Below are 20,457 nucleotides of genomic sequence, written 5' to 3' on the forward strand. Positions count from 1 at the left end.
GTGACCAGCGAGATCACCCTTTTCGTCAATCCCACCGCGGGAAGCGGCCGGGGCGCGCACGCCGCGCAGCCGGCCGCTTCCGCGTTGCGGGACGCCGGATTCTCCGTCCGTACGGTTCTCGGCGAGGACGCCGACGACGCCCTGGGCCGCGCACGGGAGGCCGTGGCCGCCGGGACCGGGGCGCTGATAGCCGTCGGCGGGGACGGCCTGATGTCCCTCGCCCTCCAGGCCGTCGCCGGGACCACCACACCCCTCGGTGTCGTCGCGGTCGGCACCGGCAACGACTTCGCCCGCGCACTGGGCCTGCCGGTGAGGGACCCGGCGGCCGCCGGCCGGCTCGCCGCCGGGGCACTCAAGTCCGGGGGAGTGCGCGAGACGGACCTCGGACGGGCCGGCGGGCGGTGGTTCGGCTCGGTGCTCGCCTCCGGCTTCGATTCACGGGTGAACGACCGGGGCAACCGGATGCGCTGGGTCGGCGGGCGGTTCAAGTACGACCTCGCGATCCTCGCCGAACTGGCCGCCTTCCGCCCGATCCCGTACCGGATCCGGCTGGACGGCGGCGAGGTACGGGAGATCGAGGCGACGCTGATCGCGGTGGGCAACGGGACCACCTACGGCGGCGGGATGCGGATCTGTGCCGACGCCGTGATGGACGACGGGCTGTTCGACGTGACCGTGGTCGGGGACTGCAGCCGGGCCACCCTGCTGAAGGTGTTTCCACAGGTCTACCGGGGAACGCATCTCAGCCACCCGAAGGTCACCGTGCACCGGGTCTCCTCGATCGAGCTCGCCGCCGCCGGTATCACCGCGTACGCGGACGGTGAGCCGATGGGAGCGCTGCCGCTCACGGCCACCTGCGTGCCGGGTGCGGTCAGGGTGCTGACCGGGTGAGATACGGGGTGAATTAAAGATCGGGCCGACTGTCGGAGGTGGCGGGTAGGCTCGTATCAAGATGACAGAGGACCTCTCACCAGCTGAGCGATACCAGGCTTCTCGGGTCCGTGCGGCCGAGCAGGCCACGGCCCTCGGGCCCTTCCGCGAGATGTACGAATTCGGACTGGACCCGTTCCAGATCGAGGCCTGCCAGGCCCTGGAGGCGGGCAAGGGGGTGCTGGTCGCGGCCCCCACCGGGTCGGGCAAGACGATCGTCGGCGAGTTCGCCGTGCACCTGGCTCTGGAGCAGGGCCGCAAGTGCTTCTACACCACGCCCATCAAGGCGCTGTCCAACCAGAAGTTCGCCGACCTGGTCAAGCGCTACGGCGCGGACAAGGTCGGCCTGCTGACCGGGGACAACAGCGTCAACTCCGAGGCACCCGTGGTCGTCATGACCACCGAGGTCCTGCGGAACATGCTGTACGCGGGCTCCCAGTCCCTGACCGGACTCGGCTATGTGGTGATGGACGAGGTGCACTACCTCTCCGACCGCTTCCGGGGCGCGGTGTGGGAGGAAGTGATCATTCACCTGCCGGAGTCGGTGACCCTGGTCTCCCTGTCGGCGACCGTGTCCAACGCGGAGGAGTTCGGCGACTGGCTGGACACCGTCCGGGGCGACACCGCGGTGATCGTCTCCGAGCACCGGCCCGTGCCGCTCTGGCAGCACGTCATGGCCGGGCGCAGGATGTACGACCTCTTCGAGGAGGAGACCGACCACGGCGGTCGCGGCGCCGGACGCCGCGAGGTCAACCCCGACCTCGTCCGGCTCGCCCGGATGGAGAACCAGCGCGGGTACAACCCGCGCGAGCGCCGTCGCGGCAAGATGGTGCGCGAGGCCGACCGCGAGCGCGAGCGGCGCCAGCGCAGCCGGATCTGGACACCCGGACGGCCCGAGGTCATCGACCGGCTGGACGCCGAAGGGCTCCTGCCCGCGATCACGTTCATCTTCAGCAGGGCCGGCTGCGAGGCCGCCGTGCAGCAGTGTCTGCACGCCGGACTCCGGCTCAACGACGAGGACAAGCGCCGCCTGGTCAGGGAGATCGTCGAGGAGCGGACCGCGTCCATCCCCGGCGAGGACCTCCAGGTCCTCGGGTACTACGAGTGGCTCGAAGGGCTGGAGCGGGGCATCGCCGCGCACCACGCCGGCATGCTGCCGACCTTCAAGGAGGTCGTCGAGGAGCTGTTCGTGCGCGGCCTCGTCAAGGCGGTCTTCGCCACGGAGACGCTGGCCCTCGGCATCAACATGCCCGCGCGCTCGGTGGTGCTGGAGAAGCTCGTCAAGTGGAACGGCGAGCAGCACGCCGACATCACCCCCGGCGAGTACACCCAGCTCACCGGCCGCGCCGGGCGCCGGGGCATCGACGTCGAGGGCCACGCGGTGGTCCTGTGGCAGCGGGGCATGGACCCGACCGCGCTGGCGGGCCTGGCCGGCACGCGTACGTATCCGCTGCGCTCCAGCTTCCGCCCCTCGTACAACATGGCGGTGAACCTGGTGCAGCAGTTCGGGCGGCACCGTTCGCGCGAGTTGCTGGAGACCTCCTTCGCCCAGTTCCAGGCCGACCGGTCCGTCGTCGGGATCTCCCGGCAGGTCCAGCGGAACGAGGAGGGCCTGGAAGGCTACCGGGAGGGCATGACGTGCCACCTCGGTGACTTCGAGGAATACGCGCGGATGCGGCGCGACCTCAAGGACCGGGAGACGGAACTGGCCAAGCAGGGGGCCGCGCAGCGGCGTGCCGCCGCGGCGTCGTCCCTGGAGAAGCTGAAGCCCGGTGACGTCATCCATGTGCCGACGGGCAAGTTCGCGGGCCTCGCCCTGGTGCTGGACCCGGGGCTGCCGGCCGGCCGGGCCAACGGGCACCGGGGATTCGACCACCACGACGGTCCGCGCCCGCTGGTGCTGACCGCCGAGCGGCAGGTGAAGCGGCTGGCATCGATCGACTTCCCGGTGCCGGTGGAGGCGCTGGAGCGGATGCGCGTCCCGAAGTCGTTCAATCCGCGCTCGCCGCAGTCGCGTCGCGACCTGGCGTCCGCGCTGCGGTCGAAGGCCGGGCACATCGCGCCGGAGCGGCACCGCAAGCAGCGGGCCGCGGCGGCCGACGACCGGGAGATCACCCGGCTGCGCACCGAACTGCGCGCCCACCCCTGCCACGGGTGCGACGAGCGCGAGGACCACGCGCGGTGGGCCGAGCGGTATCACCGCCTGCAGCGTGACACCCGGCAGCTGGAGCACCGGATCGAGGGGCGGACGAACACCATCGCCCGGACCTTCGACCGGATCGTCGCACTCCTCACAGAGTTGGACTACCTCCGGGGCAACGAGGTCACCGACAACGGCAGACGGCTCGCCCGGCTCTACGGCGAGCTGGACCTGCTGGCCAGCGAATGTCTGCGCGAGGGCGTCTGGGAGGGCCTGAACCCGGCCGAACTCGCCGCGTGCGTCTCGGCGTTGGTGTACGAGGCGCGGCAGGCGGACGATGCGGTGGCGCCCAAGCTGCCGTCCGGTCCCGCGAAGACCGCCATGGGTGAGATGGTCCGTATCTGGGGCCGGCTCGACGCCGTGGAGGAGGACTTCAAGATCAACCAGACCGAGGGGGTCGGGCAGCGCGAGCCCGACCTCGGGTTCGCCTGGGCGGTCTACATGTGGGCCTCCGGACGCACGCTGGACGAGGTGCTGCGCGAGGCGGAGATGCCGGCCGGGGACTTCGTACGGTGGTGCAAGCAGGTCATCGATGTGCTGGGGCAGGTGGCGGCAGCGGCTCCCCGGGACGGGAGCTCGGTGGCGAAGAACGCGCGCAAGGCCGTGGACGCGGTGCTGCGCGGCGTGGTGGCGTACAGCTCCGTGGGATGAGGCGTGAGAAGGGGGCGGGCGGGGAGGACTCCTCCTCGCCCGCCCCCTTACGCGTTCGCCGCCTCGGGGGCGGTCACGGGGCGGGCCGGTCCGCCTGCCGGGACGCGTCGCGCTTGGCCACTTCCTCGCGGACGATCGGGATGACCTGCCGGCCGAAGTCGATGGCGTCGTCCAGCAGGTCGTAGCCGCGGGCGGAGAGGATCTCCACTCCCAGGTCGTAGTAGTCGAGCAGCGCCTGCGCCACCGTTTCCGGGGTGCCCACCAGAGCCGTCGAGTTGCCCGCGCCACCTGTCTCGGCGGCGGTGGGGGTCCACAGGGCCCGGTCGTGGCGCTCGCTCCGTGCGGCCACCCGGAGCAGCCGCTGCGAACCCGAGTTCTCGGGGTTCGTCAGCGGGTGGCGGCGGGCCGGCGGGGCGCCCGCCCTGCGGGCCTTGATGCGGTCGAGCGTGCGGTGCGCCTTCTCCCAGGCCAGTTCCTCGGTCGGCGCGATGACCGGGCGGAACGCGACCTGGATCCTGGGGGTGTCGGTGCGGCCCGCGGCCCTGGCCGCCGCCTTCACCGACTCGATCTGTTCGGCGGTCTCGGCGAGCGGTTCGCCCCAGAGGCAGTAGATATCGGCCTCGGCGCCGCCGGCCGCGTAGGCCGCGGGTGATGATCCGCCGAACGAGACGCGCGGGTGCGGCTGTTGGACGGGGAAGGTGTCGCTCACGAAGTCGTTGAACCGGTAGTGCGTGCCTTCGTGGTCGAAGGGTTCGTGCGAGGTCCATGCCTTCTTGATGATCTGGATGGCCTCGCGGGTGCGGGCGTAGCGCTCGTCCTTCGTGAGGAAGTCGCCCTCGCGCCGCTGCTCGTGGTCGTTCCCGCCGGTGATGAAGTGCACGGCGAGACGTCCGTCGCTGATCCGGTCCAGGGTCGCGAAGGTCTTCGCCGCGAAGGTGGGGTACGAGACGTTGGGGCGGTGGGCCACCAGGATCTGCAGGGTCTCGGTACGGGCCGCGATGTAGGCGGCGGCGGGGGACGGGTCGGGGGAGCCGGAGCCGTAGGCGAACAGCACCCGGTCCCAGCCGTAGTCCTGGTGGGCGCGGGCCAGTCTGAGGGTGTACTCCTTGTCGAAGGACGCCCCGGAGCGGGAAGTCACTTCGGAACCTTCGTTGGTCGCCGCGATGCCGAGGAACTCGACGGGCATGGCAAGGCCTCATCTCGTGCTGTGCTGGAAACTGCCGTGTCGGGGAATGCCGTGACGTGGAGCGGTCAGGGACGACACGAGGCGGACCACACTCGACCGAAGTCGATGTGGTCACGGGTGACCAGCCGCAGCTGAGGGCGCATCCGCCCAGTGGAACAGGCGTGTTGGCGTCGCGTCAACCATGGGCCGGGAGCTCCTGCCGTACGGAACGGTCGGAGCGGGGGAGGGAGACGGGGGCGGAACCCGGAGAGTGGAAAGGGGGTGCGGGGAGGGAAGACGGGGGCGGAACAGGGGACGGAACGGGGGGTGACCGCGGCCCGTCGGCCGGGCTCGCGGCCACGATGTGTCCCCGCCCGTGATACCGCTCGGTCAGGTCCTGCGGCTCTTCGCCGCCGTCCCCGCGCAGATCAGTCCCAGCAGGACGGTCAGCCCACCGACGACGACGTTGTTGATGATGACCCCGGTGTCCGGGCTGCTGCCCACGACCCAGGTCGACACGATGATCCAGGCGCCCATGGCGCACATGGCCCAGCTCAGGCCGTACATGCGCTCCGGCATGACGGAGAATCCCAGGGCCAGTACGGCGATGGCGATACCCATCACGAGGTTGTGCGTCACGAGTGCGGGCTGGCTCGCCGTGAAGTGGAGCACCCACGGCGAGACGGCGCAGTACAGACCGACGAGGAATGCCGGTCCGTCCACCAGCGCCACATCACGGCCGCCGAGCATGCGGTCGTACCGGTCGCGCATTTCGGAGACATCGGGGTGACCAGCCAGGTCATGCCCGGTGTGCGAGACGTTGCTCATGAGTTTTCGTCTCCTTCGGTCCTGCAGGCCCGACCGCTGTGCATGGAGTGCGCGGAATGTGCCTGCTCTCCCATGATGCTCTTATCCAGCCCTTATGTGTAGATTTATTTGGCTATGACTGTTCCGGATGCACTGCGGCGGCCCCGCCCCGTCCGGCCGCCGGACCGGCGACACGAGATCCGCGGCCCACGGCACCCGGCCCACGCCACCGGCCCCCGTACCCGGGCAGCGACATGTGCGACGGCTCCTTCCCGGGGGTGTCCGGTCAGGACGGTGCGGCGCCCGCTCCGCGGATTCCGGGATGCGCGGGCCGCCGGGCCGGGCAGGATGGAGTGTGTTGCGCGCCGTCCGACCGTTCCGCGCCGAGGAGCCGCCACCATGACCGATCCCCTCCCCCCGTCACCGGCCGTCGTCGCGGTACTGGGCACCGGCACCATGGGCGCGCCGATCGCCCGCAACCTGGCCCGTGGGGGCTTCGTCCTGCGGGTATGGAATCGCACCCGGGGCAAGGCGGAGGCGCTGGCCGGTGACGGGGTGCGTGTCGCCGCGTCACCGGCCGAGGCCGTCGCGGGGGCCGGTGTCGTGCTCACCGTGCTCAGGGACGGCGCCGCCGTCCGGGAGGCGATCGAGGCCGCCGCGCCGGCGCCGGGGACGGTCTGGATCCAGCTCAGCACCGTCGGCGCGGCCGTCGACGATCTGGCGGATCTCGCCCGTGAACGCGGACTCGTCCTTGTCGACGCGCCGGTCCAGGGCACCCGGCTGCCCGCCGAGCAGGGGCAGTTGGTGGTGCTGGCTGCGGGCGACCCCGCGGTACGCCCCGTCGTGCAGCCGGTCTTCGACACCATCGGAAGCCGTACCGTCTGGGTCGGTGAGGACGGTGCGTCCGGGGCGGCCAGCCGTCTGAAACTCGTCCTCAACACCTGGGTGCTGGCCCTGACCCACGGGGTCGGTGAGGCCCTGGCGCTGGCCGAGGGGCTCGGTGTCGACCCCGCGCACTTCCGCGATGTCGTCCTGGGCGGCCCGATGGACAACGGCTACTTCCGGTCGAAGTCGGCCGCGATCCTCGACGGCGACTTCACCCCCAGTTTCACGGTGGACAACGCGCGCAAGGACGCGTTGCTGGTGCTGGAGGCGGCGGAGCGGGCCGGTGTCCGCATGGACACGGTGCGGGCGGGCGCGGAGCGGTTCCGCCGGGCCTCCGAACAGGGCCACGGAGCCGAGGACATGGCCGCCGGATACTTCGCGAGCTTCGACGCTTGAGCCGGGAGGCTGCGCGGCCGGGGGGCTGCGCGGCTGGGCGGCCGGGCGGGCCGGGGGCTGGGCGGCCGGGCACCTCACCGCCCGGCCGCCCGCCCCACGTATCTCGCCGTCCCGGCCCGCCGGTTACTTCGGGGGCATCAGGACCGTGTCGACGATGTAGACCGTCGCGTTGGCCGTCGGAACACCGCCGCAGACGACCTTCGAGGAGTCGTTCACGGTGTACGTCGCACCCGAGCCGGATGCCGTCAGCGTGCTCTTCGCCAGCGTGTCGAAGGTCCCCTTCTCCAGCTGCTCCGGCGTCAGCTTCTGCCCCACCACGTGGTAGGTGAGCACCTTGGTCAGCGCGGCCTTGTCCGCCAGCAGCTTGTCCAGGTCCGCCTTCGGGATCTTGGCGAAGGCTTCGTTGGTCGGCGCGAACACCGTGATGTTCTGCGCGTTGTTCAGGGTGTCGGCCAGGCCCGCCTGCCCGACGGCGGTGACCAGGGTGGCGAGGTCCGGGTTGTTCGAGGCGGCCGTGGCGACCGGGTCCTTCGCCATGCCCGCGAACGAGCCCGCGCCGTCCTCCGGCACCGAGGCGCATCCCGGGCCGAACGGCTCGTCCTTGTTCAAGGAGTCCCCGTCGGGCGCGGCAGGAGTCGACGCGGCGCCCGGCCGGGACCCGGACGCGGAGTCCTTGGAGTCGTCGGAGGAGCAGGCCGTCAGGGCCAGCGGAAGAATGGCCGCGGCGGACACGGCGAGGGCGGCGCGGCGGAAGTGCAGGGCGTTCATGGTGTTCTCCTGGATCGGGATATGAGTGATCGCTCGGGGACCGGTACCGGTCCTGTGCGGTGGGTGACGGGGGATCAGGGCACGTCGACCACCACCGAATGCCAGCCGGTCGCTCCGTCGGGGACGGTGCCGGCCCGTTCGCCGGTCTGGGTGACGCCGGTACGGTCCGTCGCGCGGACCTCAAGGGTGTGATGGCCGGAGGTGGCCGGCCATTCCCACACCCACTGGCGCCAGGTGTCCAGGCCGTCCTGCGCACCGAGCCGGGCGGTGTGCCAGGCGCCGCCGTCCACCCGGACCTCCACCCGGGCGATGCCCCGGTGCTGGGCCCAGGCGACTCCGGCGACCGGCACCGTGCCCGGCCCCGGGGAGGCGAACGGGCGTGGGGTGTCGATGCGTGACTGGGTCTTGACGGGCGCCCGGCGCGACCAGCTGCGCTTGACCCAGTAGGCGTCGTAGTCGTCGAACGTCGTCAGCTCGATGTCCTGGATCCACTTGCAGGCGGACACATAGCCGTACAGGCCGGGGACGAGCATCCGGACGGGGAAGCCGTGCGCGAAGGGCAGCGGTTCGCCGTTCATGCCGAGCGCGAGGAGCGCGTCGCGCCCGTCCATGACGTCCTCGACCGGCGTACCGATCGTCATGCCGTCCACCGACCGCGCCACGATCTGGTCGGCGGGTCCGCCCTGCGACGGCGGCTTCACCCCGGCCTCGCGCAGCAGGTCGGCCAGCCGCACGCCGATCCAGCGGGCATTGCCGATGTACGGTCCACCGACCTCGTTGGACACGCAGGCCAGCGTGATGTCGCGCTCGACGATCTCCCGCTCCAGCAGATCGTGGAATCCGACGGTGAGGGGACGGCTGACGCCCCTGCCGTGGATCCGCAGCCGCCATCCGCCGGCGTCGATCTGTGGGACCACCAGGGCGGTGTCCACCCGGTAGAAGCTCTTGTTCGGGGTGATGAACGAGCTCACGCCCCGGATTCCCAGGTCCGCGCCGCGCGGCACGGCGGGCGCCGCCGAGTCCGGTACGGGGAGGACCACCTCACGGCGGGAAGCGGCGGCCCCGGCCTGCACGGACGCGGTGAGCCGACGTCCCACCAGGCCCGCACCGGCCGAGGCCGCCGCCGCGGCGGTCGCCGCGATCACGAAACCGCGACGGTCGAAGGTGCCCCGCGCATCCTTGTCCGGATCCCCTGCCGCGGGGGACCGCCCCGGTACCGGGGCGAGCCGTCCGACCAGGAGATACAGCACTCCCGCGGCCACCACGGCACCGACCACCGAAGGAAGCGCGTCGCCGGGCCCGCCCTCCGGTCGTCCGGCCGCCGCCACCGCCCCGACCGCGCCGAAGACCAGAACCGCCGCCGAGCCGGTCCGCCGGTGCCGCAGCGCGAGCACCCCCACCGCCAGGGCGAAGAGCGCCAGCAGCGTGAGGATGCCCAGTTGGAGCACCACTTTGTCGGCGGTGCCGAAGTTCCGTACGGCGAAGTCCTTCAGCGCCGGGGGAGTGCGGTCGATGACCGCTCCGCCCACCGCCGTGACCGGACCCGCCTCGGGGCGTACGGCGGCTGCGACCAGTTCGGCGACGCCCAGGGCGCAGAACCCGGCGATCAGACCGCTGAGCGCGGCGAGCGCGGCGCGCGTCCAGCGGGACCTCCGGGATCCGGTGGAACCGCGCGGCGGCGGATCGTTCTGATGTGGTCTCACACCATGCATTCGGCACGGAACCGGCTGCGGATTGGTCATTCACCCGTTCGGGGGGCGGCCGAAGAGCCGCCGGTCCGCGTGGTCCCCGGAGGGGAATCGAGGGCGCGTCCGTGCGGGGCGGCGCCCGGAGGCCGGACCCGATCAGGGTGCACAGCCTCCCGGCACGGCACAACACGGCACAACACGCCCCGGGCCTACACGGCCTGACACAACACAACACGGCGCGGCCCGGCACGGCTCAGCCCGGCCCGGCGGATCACCCGCAGCGCCTCAGGTGGGGAACGCCATCACGGCCAGGGGAGCCGACGTCGGTTCCTCGGACCCGCCGGCCGGTTCGACGGTGATGCCCATGCCGGACGCCCGGCCGACCGGCCCGTCCAGCAGGACCGCCCCGTCGGTGGCGGAGGGGTCCATCAGTCCGGCGGACCGCATGGTGCCGTTGTCGTCGAACCACAGCTGGTACACCTTGCCGCCGGGCGGCGGGGTCATCCCGGAGGACAGGAACACCGCGTGATCGCGGCTCGCCGAGACGACGACCGTGCCCCGGGCGCCCCCGGCCAGCTCCCCCGAACGGCTCCTCGCGTCCGGTGCGGAAAGCACCTGGGCCAGCAGCTCGCCCCGCTGCCGCGAGAGGTCGGCCTCCTGCCGGGCGTCCTGTGCCAGCCGGCCCTGCCACACGGCGATTCCGCCGAGGGCGGCGGCGGCCGCGGCACAGGCGGCCAGCGCGAACGTCAGCCGGCGGCGGGTGCGGGCACCGGCATCGGCGCGGCCGGTACGGGCCGGGCCGCCGTGGCCGCGGGCGGGCGGCTCCTGCCGGACGGCCGTGATCTCCCGCAGCACGCGGGCGCGCAGTTCGGCCGGCGGTGTCCGTGCCGCGGCGAGACCGAGCCGGGCGGCGGTCGCCGACAGCTCCCGTACCTCCTGGGCACAGGCCGCGCAGTCGTGCAGATGCCGCTCGAACTCACGGCGCTCGGACTCCGGCAGAGCGTGCAGGGCATAGGCCCCGGTCAGGGTGTGCAGGTCGGCGGCGCTCACGCGCTCACCCCCAGGCAGTCGCGCAGCCGGATCAGCCCGTCCCGCAGCCGTGTCTTGATGGTGCCCAGCGGTACGCGCAGGAGTTCCGCGACCTCACGGTAGGTCAGGCCCCGGTAGTAGGCCAGGTTCACCGACTGGCGCTGGAGTTCGGAGAGGTTGCGCAGACAGCGCCGGACCTGTTCCCGCTCCAGCCGTGTCTCGACCTGCTCGGTGACCTCGTCGAAGGCGGGCGTACGGTCCAGCAGCGCGGCCCGGTGTTCCCTGGCCGCCGAGGCCTCCGCCGAGCGGACCCGGTCCACCGCCCGCCGGTGGGCGAGGGTCAGTACCCAGTTCATCGCGCTGCCCCGGGAGGCCCGGAAGCGGGGCGCGGTCCGCCACACCTCCACCAGCACTTCCTGGGCCACCTCCTCGGACTGGGCGGGATCACGGAGCACGCTGCGCACCAGCCCGAGGACCGGTCCGCAGACCGCGTCGTACACCTCGGCGAAGGCGTCCTGGTCACCCGTGGCGACCAGGACCAGGAGCTCCTGGAGATCGGGCCCCGGCACGGGTGCTCCGCTGATGTGTACGGCTTCCTTCACGCGGGGTTCCTCCTGGGATGCTCATCGGTTCCAGGAGTGATTCGGAGCCGGTGGCGGCGCGGATTGGCCGGTGCGCGGGAAATCCGGCGCGGGCGGTCATCGGGCGCGCGTGATCCTGCCACGCCGCGGGCGTACCGCCGTCAGAGCACCGCGGATTCGCCCGCCCGGCCGGGGATCCCGTCATCGGACGGGGCGTGCGTCGCCCCGGTCCCCTTCGCCTGCCGCACCGCGCGGATGATCAGGAAGATCAGCAGCCCGAACGGCGAGAGAAGGATCGTCAGCACCAGCAGGGGGCCCATCACCAGCGGGGACACCGCCAGTTTCCGTGCCTGGAGGAACATCCACTGACCCAGCAGCAGATCCCACGCGATGACCTGCGCCCAGAGCGCTCCCGCACCGTTCCCGAGCGCCGCCAGATCGCGGAAGGCGTCGATGTCGGGGTTGCTGACCGCCGTCCAGAGTTCGGGGAAGACGGGCAGGGCCAGCACGAGATAGACCGCCAGCACCGGCAGGACGGTGAGGGGCGAGGAGACGATCCGGGTGGTGGTGGCCCAGCGGGGAGCGAAGATCATGAGCAGCCAGAACGGGGCCGTCAGATAGAACGTGATCTCGAAAAGTGCACCGGTCATGCCACGAGCTCCTTGTCGTAGGAATCGGTGTTCCGCCGCGCGGGTGTCTGCCGCAGCGCCACCCAGGCGCCGAGTGCGGCGGCGGCGAGGATCATGCCCGCGACGGCCAGGGTCGACCCGTCCGGGTGAATCAGCGGCTGGCCGCGCAGGGCCTGCCAGGTGATCAGGGCCACGAGCGCCGCGTACGCGCCGGAGGCGACGAGCACCAGGCGGAAGCGGACGCGCGGGTCGCGCAGCCGCGCGACACGAGGCGCGAGCGCCAGCAGCAGGAGCAGGAACAGGGGGATGAGCTGGAGCGCGTGCATGCCGACGAAGTGGGGTATTCGCAGATCGCCGCCGGTTGTCGACCAGCCGGTGATCGGCATGGAGGGGCCGCCGTCCGGTACGCCCACGGCGTGCGCCCCCACCACGTCGGCGGTGTCCAGGTCGCCGGCGGCGCGCTGTTGCGCGCTCGGCTGGGACATCAGGAAACCGATCCCCGCGCCCACCAGGGCGAGCACCACACCGGAGCGGATCGCCCAGGCCGAGGCCCGGTCGGCGATCCGTGCGCGCAGCAGCAGCAGGGCGATCACCAGGGTCGCGGTCCAGAGGGTGATGACGGTGTACGCCATCACGTCGTAGAGGCGGGTGTCGAACGGTGTCTCGTGATTGAAGTGGCTGCGCTTGCCCCGGATGACCTGCCCGGTGATGATCGCCATCTCGGCGAGGCTGGCCAGGACGACCACATTGCCGGCCCACCGGCCTGTTCGCCGGCCGTGGGTGAGGAGCGTCAGCATCCATGCCAGGGCCAGGCAGTAGGGCACGAACGAGACGGCGAACTTGAACGGCTTGGCCCAGATCGGCGCACCCGCCAGCATCCGGTCGTCGACCACCAGACCCACCGCCGAGACGACCGCCATCACGGCCATCGCGGCGGAGAACAGGACCAACGGCCGGTGCCATAAACGCCACGTCGACATGGAGAACCCCCTGGAGCGAGATGATTATGGATAGCGGGACTCCCTACTATCCGATAGAGGGACTATCTATGATGTGCGAGGGATTTGGCAAGTCATGAAAGGGCGGACACGCGGTGCGCATCGGTGAGTTGAGTCGTAGGTCCGGGGTCCCGGTGCCGACGATCAAGTACTACGTACGCGAGGGGCTGCTGCCCGCCGGGCAGCTGACCAGCCCGAACCAGGCGAGCTACGACGCCGGGCACGAGCGCAGGCTGCGGCTGATCCGCGCGCTGCTGGATGTCGGCGGGCTCTCGCTGTCCGCCATCGGGGATGTGCTGGAGGCCGTCGACGACCCCGAGCAGCCGGTGCACAAGGTGCTGGGGGCCGCGGCGGAGGGTGTCACGCCGACGGACGAGGAGGAGACGGGCCCCGAGCTGGAGGAGGCCCGTGACGAGGTGGCCGAGCTGCTGGAGCGGCGGGGCTGGCACGTCGAGGAGGAGAGTACGGCCGGTGAGTCGCTGGCCGGGGTGCTGGTCGCCCTGCGGCGGGCCGGGCACGGCGGATTCACCGAACTGCTGGATGTGTACGCGGATGCCGCCGAGCCGGTCGCCCGCGCAGACCTCGACTATGTGGCGCGGCGGGTGGCGCGCGAGGATCTGGTGGAGAGCGTGGTCGTGGGAACGGTGCTCGGAGAGGCGATGTTCGGGGCGCTGCGGCGGCTCGCGCATGTCGATGCCTCCGCCCGTCTCTACGAGGAGTCGGGCGCGGGCGGGGAGCCGGGCACCGTGAAGGGCGCGGACGCAGGGGAGCCGGGCGCCGTGAAGGGCGCGGACGCAGGGGAGCCGGGCACCGTGAAGGGCGCGGACGCAGGGGAGCCGGGCACCGTGAAGGGCGCGGACGCAGGGGAAGATGCACCGGACGGCGCTGAAGGCGCGTCGGGTGGTGGAGCGGGGACGTCAGCGGCCCCGGAGCCCGGCGCACGCGTCTGACGTGCGGAGATCCCGGTCACCATGGCGACCGGGGTCCGTGTCGGGCGCGAGGGCGCCGGCGCGCGAGGGCGCCGGCGCGCGGGCGCGAATGCGGGCGGGCGGGCGAAGGCGCGAAAGCTGTGAAGCCGCGAAAAGCTCTGAAGCCGCGCGGGTGCCGCCTGTGCGTGCCTACGGGTGCGGCGCCACGCGCTACGCGGCGCCCTCCTGCTCGCGCTCCACCTGCTCGTTCCACTCGCGCTTGACGGCGCGCCAGGCGTCGTCGTTCTTCCCGAGCCGCCAGTAGCCGGAGATCGACAACTGCTGGAGGGGGATCTGCCGGTCGAGCCGCAGATAGCTGCGGATCTCCTTCACGAAGCCCGCCTCGCCGTGCACGAACGCCTGCACCTCGCCCGCCGGGAAGTCCAGCCCCTTCACGGCGGCGGTCAGGGCCTCGCCGACCGGGCGGTCACCGCGGTGCAGCCAGGTCACCGCCACCCCGTCGGCCGTCACGATCTTCTGCTCCTCCGAGGCGTCCGGCACCTCGATGAACGCGTGCACCAGCGCACCCGCGGGCATCTGCTCCAGCGCCGCGGCGATCGCGGGCAGCGCGCTCTCGTCGCCGGCCAGCAGATGCCAGTCGGCCGAGGCCTGCGGTCCGTAGCCGCCGCCGGGGCCCAGGAACGTCACCTGCTCGCCCGGCCGGACGCTCGCCGCCCACGGTCCGGCGAGACCCTCGTCGCCGTGCACCACGAAGTCGATGGCCAGCTCGCGGGAGGCCGGGTCCCAGGAACGCACCGTGTAGGTACGGGTGGTGGGCCACAGCTCGCGGGGGTGCGACTCGCGGATCGCGGCCATGTCGAAGGGGTGCGCGTAATCGGCGCCCTCGGGGGCGAAGCACAGCTTGACGTAGTGATCGGTGAAGCCGGAGAGCTCGAAGCCGGCCAGCCCGTCACCGCCGAGGACCACCCGCACCATGTGCGGGGTGATCTGCTCGGTGCGCACGACCTGCGCGCCCTGAGCCTTGGGTGCCTGCCGGGCGGGCCGCTCTGCCACGAGGTTCTCCCTGATCTGGACGTTCGGGGCCCCGGAACGGGACCCTGCTAGGTTAGGTAAACCTAACCTAGCATCTCAGGCCCGAAGAGTGGAGAGCAGTCTCCGCACGGCTCCGCCCAGGCCCCACTGCTCCGCCAGCGCTTCGAGGGCGGCCGGATCGCGCGGCTCGTGGGGCAGCGCCGGGTCGAAGGCGGGCAGCGGGACGTCACCGGCGACGCGGACGACCTTCGGCGCGACGGCGACATAGTCCCGTGCCTCGTCCAGCCGCTTGCGCTGCGAGGGTGTCAGCCCGGCGCCCGGATCGTCCACGGCGGCCATGATCCCGGCCAGGTCGCCGAAGGCGTCCAGCAGCTTGGCCGCCGTCTTCTCGCCGATGCCGGGAACGCCGGGCAGACCGTCGCTCGGGTCGCCGCGCAGCAGGGCCAGATCGACATAGCCGGCACCGTCCACGCCGTACTTCTCGCGCAGCCACGCCTCGTCCGTCACCTGGAGCGTTCCGACCCCCTTGAGCGGGTACAGCACGCGCACGCGCCGGGCGTCGTCGACCAGCTGATAGAGATCGCGGTCGCCCGTGACGATGTCGACGGGGCCGGACGCCAGGCCGGTGAGGGTGCCGATCACGTCGTCCGCCTCGTACGGCGTGACGCCCACCCGGGCGATGCCGAGCGCGTCCAGCACGTCCTCGATGATCGGGACCTGGGGGGACAGGGTGTCGGGCGTGTCCTCCTCGTCGGCGAGCCCCTCGGCCGTCTCCACCGCCACCCGGTGCGCCTTGTACGTGGGGATCAGCTCGACGCGCCAGTGCGGGCGCCAGTCGTTGTCCCAGCAGGCGACCAGGTCGTCCGGCCGGTGGTCCTGCACCAGGCGGGTGATGAAGTCGAGCAGTCCGCGCACGGCGTTGACCGGGGTGCCGTCCGGCGCGCGCACCGAATCGGGGACCCCGAAATAGGCGCGGTAGTAGAGGGAGGCGGTGTCGAGGAGCATCAGGCGTCGCGTCACACCCCGATGATGCCCCACGCCACTGACACCGGCCCGCGGGTGAGCTGAATCACACTTGTGTTTGGTGTGCGTAAGTGCGGGCAGGCGCGCCATCGGAGCGGACCACGTCGCATTTTCAACTAATGCGCGTGCAGTGCGGACCGAATCCGCACCGCTCCACGGTCTGCCGGAGGGGGTGGCAGACCGTTTTTCGGTTCAACGCGTGAGGTGTATGTGTCAAGGCTGCAAGCCGACCACTTGTACAAAGTGTTCGGCAGACGACCCGATCAAGCCGTGCGGAAACTCAAGAGCGGCACCGGCCGCGACGAGCTGCGCGCCGACGGAACGACCGCAGCGGTGATCGACGCATCGTTCACCGTGGAACCGGGCCAGATCTTCGTCGTGATGGGTCTCTCGGGGTCCGGCAAGTCCACGTTGCTGCGGATGCTCAACGGACTGCTCGACGCCACTGCCGGACGTGTGCTGTTCGACGGCCAGGACCTGACCGCCCTGAGCCCCCGTGAACTGCGCCATGTCCGGTCCTCCAAGATCAGCATGGTGTTCCAGCACTTCGCGCTCTTCCCCCACAGGAGCGTGCTGGAGAACGCCGCGTACGGTCTCGAAGTGCAGGGTGTGCCGCGCGCCGAGCGTGAGCAGCGCGCCGCCCAGGCGCTGGAACTGACCGGCCTGGCAGGCTGGGAGAAGTCCTGGCCCGACGAACTTTCCGGCGGTATGCAGCAGCGCGTGGGCCTGGCCCGCGCCCTGGCCACCGACGCCGATCTGCTGCTGATGGACGAGTCCTTCAGCGCACTGGATCCGCTGATCCGCCGTGACATGCAGGACCAGCTGCTCGAACTCCAGAAGCGGCTGAAGAAGACGATCGTCTTCATCACCCACGACCTCAACGAGGCCATGCGCCTCGGCGACCGGATCGCCGTGATGCGCGACGGCAGGATCGTCCAGCAGGGCACCGCCGAGGACATTCTCGTCCGTCCGGCCAACGACTATGTCGCGTCGTTCATCCAGGACGTCGACCGCTCCCGGGTGCTCACCGCCGGTTCGATCATGGAGCGGCCCGAGAAGGGCCGCTCCGACAAGGACGTGCTGGCCGAGGCGCCCGCTACCGTGACCGCCGGGACGCCGATCGCCGAGCTGTTCACGCCCTGTTCGACCAGCGGCGTCGCCGTGGCCGTCACCGACGCCGGGGGCGGTGTGATCGGTGTCGTGCCGCGCGGCCGTCTGCTCGCCGCACTCGGTGAGGAGCCGCGTGTCGACGACGTACAGCCTGCCCTGTCCTCCGACGCCGGGAAGGTGAGCGCCGGTGCCTAGGTTCACCTTCGGCGAGTGGGTCGAGGACGCGGTCGACTGGCTCCAGTCGAACCTCACCTGGATCTTCGACGCCATCAAGGCCGTGCTCGGCGGAATGTACGACGGGGTCAACGCCGTCCTCGGCGGCGGTGAGCCGCTGCTGATGGCCGCGATCTTCGCCGTCATCGCGTTCTGGCTGCGCGGCGTGGTTCCGGCCGTGCTCACCTTCGCGGGCTTCGCCCTGATCGACTCCCTCGCCCTGTGGGACGAGGCGATGGCCACGCTGTCGCTGGTCGTCGTGGCTGCCGTCATCACCATCGTGATCGCGGTACCGACGGGCATCTGGGCCGCACGGAACAACAAGGTCAGTGCCGCGCTCCGGCCGGTCCTCGACGTCATGCAGACGATGCCCGCCTTCGTCTACCTGATCCCCGGCGTCATGTTCTTCGGCGTCGGTGTCACCCCCGGGGTCATCGCCACCATCGTGTTCGCGATGCCCCCCGGCGTCCGGATGACCGAGCTGGGCATCCGTCAGGTGGACAGCGAGCTGGTCGAGGCCGCCGAGGCGTTCGGCACGACGCCCCGCGACACCCTGACCCGGGTGCAGCTGCCGCTCGCCCTGCCGACGATCATGGCCGGTATCAACCAGGTCATCATGCTGGCGCTGTCGATGGTGGTCATCGGCGGTATGGCGGGCGCCGGCGGTCTCGGCGAGAAGGTCTACGCCGCGATCACCCAGCTCCAGGTCGGCCTCGCCGCCGAGAGCGGCATCGCCGTCGTCATCCTCGCCATGTACCTGGACCGGATGACCGGCGCGCTCAACGAGCGGGTCTCCCCGCTCGGCCGCCGGGCCGCCGCCAAGATCGCCTCCGGCGCGCGTGGCCCGAGGATCACCCACTACAAGCCGGGCACCGCCGTCGCGATGGTCGGTGTGGTCGTCCTCGCGCTGATCGCGGGCGGGCTCAACATCGCCGGCTCGGACGACGGCGGGAAGAGCGTCGCCGGGGACAGCGCGAACGTCGGCAAGGGCCAGAAGATCAACCTGGGCTACATCCCGTGGGACGAGGGCATCGCCTCCACGTTCCTCTGGAAGGAGCTCCTGGAGCAGCGCGGCTATACGACCGACATCAAGCAGCTGGACGCCGGTCCGCTCTACTCCGGCGTCGCACGCGGCGACATCGACTTCCAGACGGACTCCTGGCTGCCCACCACGCACAAGGACTACTGGGACAAGTACAGCTCCCAGATCGATGACCTCGGCTCCTGGTACGGGCCGACCTCGCTGGAGCTGACGGTTCCCTCGTACGTGAAGGGCATCGACTCGCTCGACGACCTCAAGGGTCAGGGCAAGAAGTTCAACGGCAAGATCATCGGCATCGAGGCCAGTGCCGGGATGATGGGCACGCTCAACGAGAAGGTGCTCAAGGAGTACGGCCTGGAGGGTGAGTACAAGGTCGTCTCCTCCAGCACGTCCTCGATGCTGGCCGAGCTGAACGCCTCGATCAAGAAGAAGGAGCCGGTCGTGGTGACCCTGTGGTCGCCGCACTGGGCCTACGGCAAGCACGACCTGAAGAAGCTCAAGGACCCCAGGGGCGCCTGGGGCAAGGGCGAGAACGTGCACACCGTCGCCCACAAGGGGTTCGCCGAGAAGGCGCCGGTGGTCTCCGGGTGGCTGAAGGACTTCAAGCTCACCGAGGAGCAGCTCACCGGCCTGGAGAACGAGATCCAGACCGCCGGTGAGGGCAAGGAGCAGGAGGGCGTACGCGCCTGGCTGAAGAAGTCCCCGGGCCTCGTCGACCAGCTCGCCCCGCTGCCCGAGGGCGCCGGTGGCGGTCAGCAGGGCGAGGACGCGGGCAAGACGGTCAACATGGGCTACTTCCCGTGGGACGAGGCCATCGCGAGCACCTACCTGTGGCAGAACCTGCTGGAGGACCGCGGCTACCGCACGACCGTCAAGCAGCTCGACCCCGGTCCGCTCTACACGGGTCTCGCGCAGGGACAGATGGACGTCCAGTTCGACTCCTGGCTGCCGACGACGCACAAGGCGTACTGGGACAAGTACAAGGACAACCTCACCGATCTCGGCTCCTGGTACGGGCCGACCTCGCTGGAGCTGACGGTTCCCTCGTACGTGAAGGGCATCGACTCGCTCGACGACCTCAAGGGTCAGGGCAAGAAGTTCAACGGCAAGATCATCGGCATCGAGTCGAGCGCCGGGATGATGGGCACGCTCAACGAGAAGGTGCTCAAGGAGTACGGCCTGGAGGGTGAGTACAAGGTCGTCTCCTCCAGCACGTCCTCGATGCTGGCCGAGCTGAACCGCTCGATCAAGAAGAAGGAGCCGGTCGTGGTGACCCTGTGGTCGCCGCACTGGGCCTACGGCAAGCACGACCTGAAGAAGCTCAAGGACCCCAAGGGTGCCTGGGGCAAGGGCGAGGAGATCCACACGGTCGCGAAGAAGGACTTCGCGAAGGACTTCCCCGAGGTCACCCGCTGGCTGAAGGACTTCAAGCTCACCGAGGCGCAGCTGGCCTCGCTGGAAGTGGAGATCCAGAACGGGGGCGGTGGCAAGGAGAAGGAATCCGCCCGCCGCTGGATGGACGCCAACCCCGAGGTGGGCGCCGCGCTGACGCCTGTCGGCAGCTGATTCCGGCGCATACCAGGAAGGGGACGGACCCGGTGGAGTACCGGGGCCGTCCCCTTCGCCATGGCCGAAGAACGCCCCTGGCGGGTTTCCCGCCTCTTCTCCCGTGCTCCATCTCCCGAACGAAGTGCGTAGTGTGCTCGCAACCGGGAGGATGGCCAGGCGGGAGGGAGCCCGGACATGGACGAGAAGGAAGCACTGCGGGTCGGTGCCGCGGTCCGCCGACGGCGCAGGACCCTGGGGCTCACGCTGGCCTCGGTCGCCGCGCGCAGCGGTCTGTCCGTGCCGTTCCTGAGCCAGATCGAGAACGAGCGCGCCCGCCCGAGCGCCAGGTCGCTGGACCGGGTCGCCGAGGCGCTGGAGACCACGACCGCCCGGCTGCGGGCCGCCGCCGACTCGGCGCGCTCGGTGGACGTGGTGCGCGCGGGCGAGGGGGACGGGGTACGCCGCGTGGTGCGCGGCCGCCACCAGCTCTGCGCGCTGGAGTTCACCGGTGAGCAGGACCTGGGACGCGAGTTCCAGCACCGCAACGACGAGGTGATGTACGTCGTGGAGGGCGCCGCCGAGGTGGAGGCCGAGGGACAGGCGTACCGGCTGGAGCGCGGCGACACGCTGTTCCTGTCCGGCGGTGTCCGGCACCGCTGGCGCGCCACCGTCCCGGAGACCCGGCTGCTGATCGTCTCGGTGGCGGAGAACATCGACGCCACGTACGACTCCCGCCGCTGACCGCGCTGACCGCGCTGACCGCGCTGACCGCGCTGACCGCGCTGACCGCGCTGACCGCGCTGACCGCGCTGACCGCGCTGACCGCGCTGACC

Annotated in this window: 16 protein-coding genes and 1 pseudogene; 7 read left to right on the top strand and 10 right to left on the bottom strand. The window is 71.0% G+C overall.

The window, feature by feature from the left end; genetic code table 11:
* Positions 1 to 891: a diacylglycerol kinase gene (locus tag ABT170_RS12775; RefSeq protein WP_329945462.1), complete on the top strand. Its 891-nt coding sequence runs from the start codon at positions 1 to 3 to the stop codon at positions 889 to 891.
* 61 nt (positions 892 to 952) lie between these two features.
* Entirely contained in the window at positions 953 to 3,781 is a 2,829-nt protein-coding gene (locus tag ABT170_RS12780) for a DEAD/DEAH box helicase (protein ID WP_329945461.1), read from the top strand.
* A gap of 73 nt (positions 3,782 to 3,854) precedes the next feature.
* Here ABT170_RS12780 and ABT170_RS12785 read toward each other — a convergent pair whose 3' ends face one another.
* Both ABT170_RS12785 and ABT170_RS12790 read right to left on the bottom strand, forming a co-directional pair.
* Positions 3,855 to 4,967 (bottom strand): LLM class flavin-dependent oxidoreductase, encoded by a 1,113-nt coding sequence (locus ABT170_RS12785; protein WP_351866482.1) that lies wholly within the window; start codon positions 4,965 to 4,967, stop codon positions 3,855 to 3,857.
* Between the two features lie 369 nt (positions 4,968 to 5,336).
* Positions 5,337 to 5,774 (bottom strand): SPW repeat protein, encoded by a 438-nt coding sequence (locus tag ABT170_RS12790; RefSeq protein ID WP_329945459.1) that lies wholly within the window; start codon positions 5,772 to 5,774, stop codon positions 5,337 to 5,339.
* A gap of 378 nt (positions 5,775 to 6,152) precedes the next feature.
* Here ABT170_RS12790 and ABT170_RS12795 point away from each other — a divergent pair, with 378 nt between their 5' ends.
* On the top strand, positions 6,153 to 7,034 hold the full coding sequence (locus ABT170_RS12795; RefSeq protein ID WP_351866485.1) for an NAD(P)-dependent oxidoreductase: 882 nt from the start codon (positions 6,153 to 6,155) through the stop codon (positions 7,032 to 7,034).
* Between the two features lie 123 nt (positions 7,035 to 7,157).
* On the opposite strand, the gene ABT170_RS12800 is transcribed toward ABT170_RS12795, so the two are convergent.
* The 6 genes from ABT170_RS12800 to ABT170_RS12825 all read right to left on the bottom strand — a co-directional run bounded on the left by ABT170_RS12800 (position 7,158) and on the right by ABT170_RS12825 (position 12,709).
* Positions 7,158 to 7,802 carry a fasciclin domain-containing protein gene (locus ABT170_RS12800; protein WP_329945457.1) on the bottom strand — a complete coding sequence of 215 codons (645 nt, stop codon included), beginning with the start codon at positions 7,800 to 7,802 and terminating at the stop codon, positions 7,158 to 7,160.
* A 74-nt stretch (positions 7,803 to 7,876) separates the two neighbouring features.
* On the bottom strand, positions 7,877 to 9,514 hold the full coding sequence (locus tag ABT170_RS12805; RefSeq protein ID WP_502970509.1) for a molybdopterin-dependent oxidoreductase: 1,638 nt from the start codon (positions 9,512 to 9,514) through the stop codon (positions 7,877 to 7,879).
* Positions 9,515 to 9,775: 261 nt separating this feature from the next.
* Positions 9,776 to 10,540, bottom strand: coding sequence for an anti-sigma factor (locus tag ABT170_RS12810; RefSeq protein WP_351866489.1), 765 nt, complete (start codon positions 10,538 to 10,540; stop codon positions 9,776 to 9,778).
* Positions 10,537 to 11,121 (bottom strand): sigma-70 family RNA polymerase sigma factor, encoded by a 585-nt coding sequence (locus tag ABT170_RS12815; RefSeq protein ID WP_329945455.1) that lies wholly within the window; start codon positions 11,119 to 11,121, stop codon positions 10,537 to 10,539. The genes ABT170_RS12810 and ABT170_RS12815 overlap by 4 nt, the downstream gene beginning before the upstream one ends.
* A gap of 140 nt (positions 11,122 to 11,261) precedes the next feature.
* Complete coding sequence (locus ABT170_RS12820; RefSeq protein ID WP_329945454.1) at positions 11,262 to 11,750, bottom strand: ABA4-like family protein; 489 nt, start codon at positions 11,748 to 11,750, stop codon at positions 11,262 to 11,264.
* A complete protein-coding gene (locus ABT170_RS12825) occupies positions 11,747 to 12,709 on the bottom strand; it encodes a hypothetical protein (protein ID WP_351866494.1) in 963 nt (320 codons plus the stop codon). Before ABT170_RS12825 ends, ABT170_RS12820 begins: the two co-directional genes overlap by 4 nt.
* Before the next feature lie 113 nt (positions 12,710 to 12,822).
* On the opposite strand from ABT170_RS12825, the pseudogene ABT170_RS12830 reads away from it, so the two are divergent.
* A pseudogene (locus ABT170_RS12830) lies at positions 12,823 to 13,536 on the top strand (MerR family transcriptional regulator); the annotation flags it as partial.
* 330 nt (positions 13,537 to 13,866) lie between these two features.
* On the opposite strand, the gene ABT170_RS12835 reads toward ABT170_RS12830, so the two are convergent.
* Together ABT170_RS12835 and ABT170_RS12840 are read right to left on the bottom strand one after the other, a co-directional pair.
* Positions 13,867 to 14,709: a siderophore-interacting protein gene (locus tag ABT170_RS12835; protein WP_329945451.1), complete on the bottom strand. Its 843-nt coding sequence runs from the start codon at positions 14,707 to 14,709 to the stop codon at positions 13,867 to 13,869.
* A 75-nt stretch (positions 14,710 to 14,784) separates the two neighbouring features.
* Positions 14,785 to 15,693 (bottom strand): 5'-3' exonuclease, encoded by a 909-nt coding sequence (locus tag ABT170_RS12840; protein WP_351866649.1) that lies wholly within the window; start codon positions 15,691 to 15,693, stop codon positions 14,785 to 14,787.
* A 228-nt stretch (positions 15,694 to 15,921) separates the two neighbouring features.
* Between ABT170_RS12840 and ABT170_RS12845 the strand changes: the two genes are divergently transcribed.
* From ABT170_RS12845 to ABT170_RS12855, 3 genes are all read left to right on the top strand, one after another.
* The gene (locus tag ABT170_RS12845; protein ID WP_351866497.1) at positions 15,922 to 17,016 is read left to right on the top strand and encodes a quaternary amine ABC transporter ATP-binding protein; all 1,095 of its coding nucleotides are present in this window, start codon (positions 15,922 to 15,924) and stop codon (positions 17,014 to 17,016) included.
* A complete protein-coding gene (locus ABT170_RS12850; protein WP_351866500.1) occupies positions 17,009 to 19,642 on the top strand; it encodes an ABC transporter permease/substrate binding protein in 2,634 nt (877 codons plus the stop codon). Before ABT170_RS12845 ends, ABT170_RS12850 begins: the two co-directional genes overlap by 8 nt.
* Before the next feature lie 177 nt (positions 19,643 to 19,819).
* Positions 19,820 to 20,365, top strand: a complete 546-nt coding sequence (locus ABT170_RS12855; protein ID WP_329945448.1) for a helix-turn-helix domain-containing protein — start codon at positions 19,820 to 19,822, stop codon at positions 20,363 to 20,365.
* Positions 20,366 to 20,457: the final 92 nt, after the last annotated feature.

It is taken from the genome of Streptomyces sp. NPDC001787, assembly GCF_040297465.1.
GTDB lineage: Bacteria > Actinomycetota > Actinomycetes > Streptomycetales > Streptomycetaceae > Streptomyces.

Coding starts and splice junctions, on each gene's coding strand:
- ABT170_RS12780 (WP_329945461.1), top strand. CDS start 953: ATGACAGAGGACCTCTCACCAGCTGAGCGATACCAGGCTTCTCGGGTC.
- ABT170_RS12785 (WP_351866482.1), bottom strand. CDS start 4,967: ATGCCCGTCGAGTTCCTCGGCATCGCGGCGACCAACGAAGGTTCCGAA.
- ABT170_RS12790 (WP_329945459.1), bottom strand. CDS start 5,774: ATGAGCAACGTCTCGCACACCGGGCATGACCTGGCTGGTCACCCCGAT.
- ABT170_RS12795 (WP_351866485.1), top strand. CDS start 6,153: ATGACCGATCCCCTCCCCCCGTCACCGGCCGTCGTCGCGGTACTGGGC.
- ABT170_RS12800 (WP_329945457.1), bottom strand. CDS start 7,802: ATGAACGCCCTGCACTTCCGCCGCGCCGCCCTCGCCGTGTCCGCCGCG.
- ABT170_RS12805 (WP_502970509.1), bottom strand. CDS start 9,514: ATGCATGGTGTGAGACCACATCAGAACGATCCGCCGCCGCGCGGTTCC.
- ABT170_RS12820 (WP_329945454.1), bottom strand. CDS start 11,750: ATGACCGGTGCACTTTTCGAGATCACGTTCTATCTGACGGCCCCGTTC.
- ABT170_RS12825 (WP_351866494.1), bottom strand. CDS start 12,709: ATGTCGACGTGGCGTTTATGGCACCGGCCGTTGGTCCTGTTCTCCGCC.
- ABT170_RS12840 (WP_351866649.1), bottom strand. CDS start 15,693: ATGCTCCTCGACACCGCCTCCCTCTACTACCGCGCCTATTTCGGGGTC.
- ABT170_RS12855 (WP_329945448.1), top strand. CDS start 19,820: ATGGACGAGAAGGAAGCACTGCGGGTCGGTGCCGCGGTCCGCCGACGG.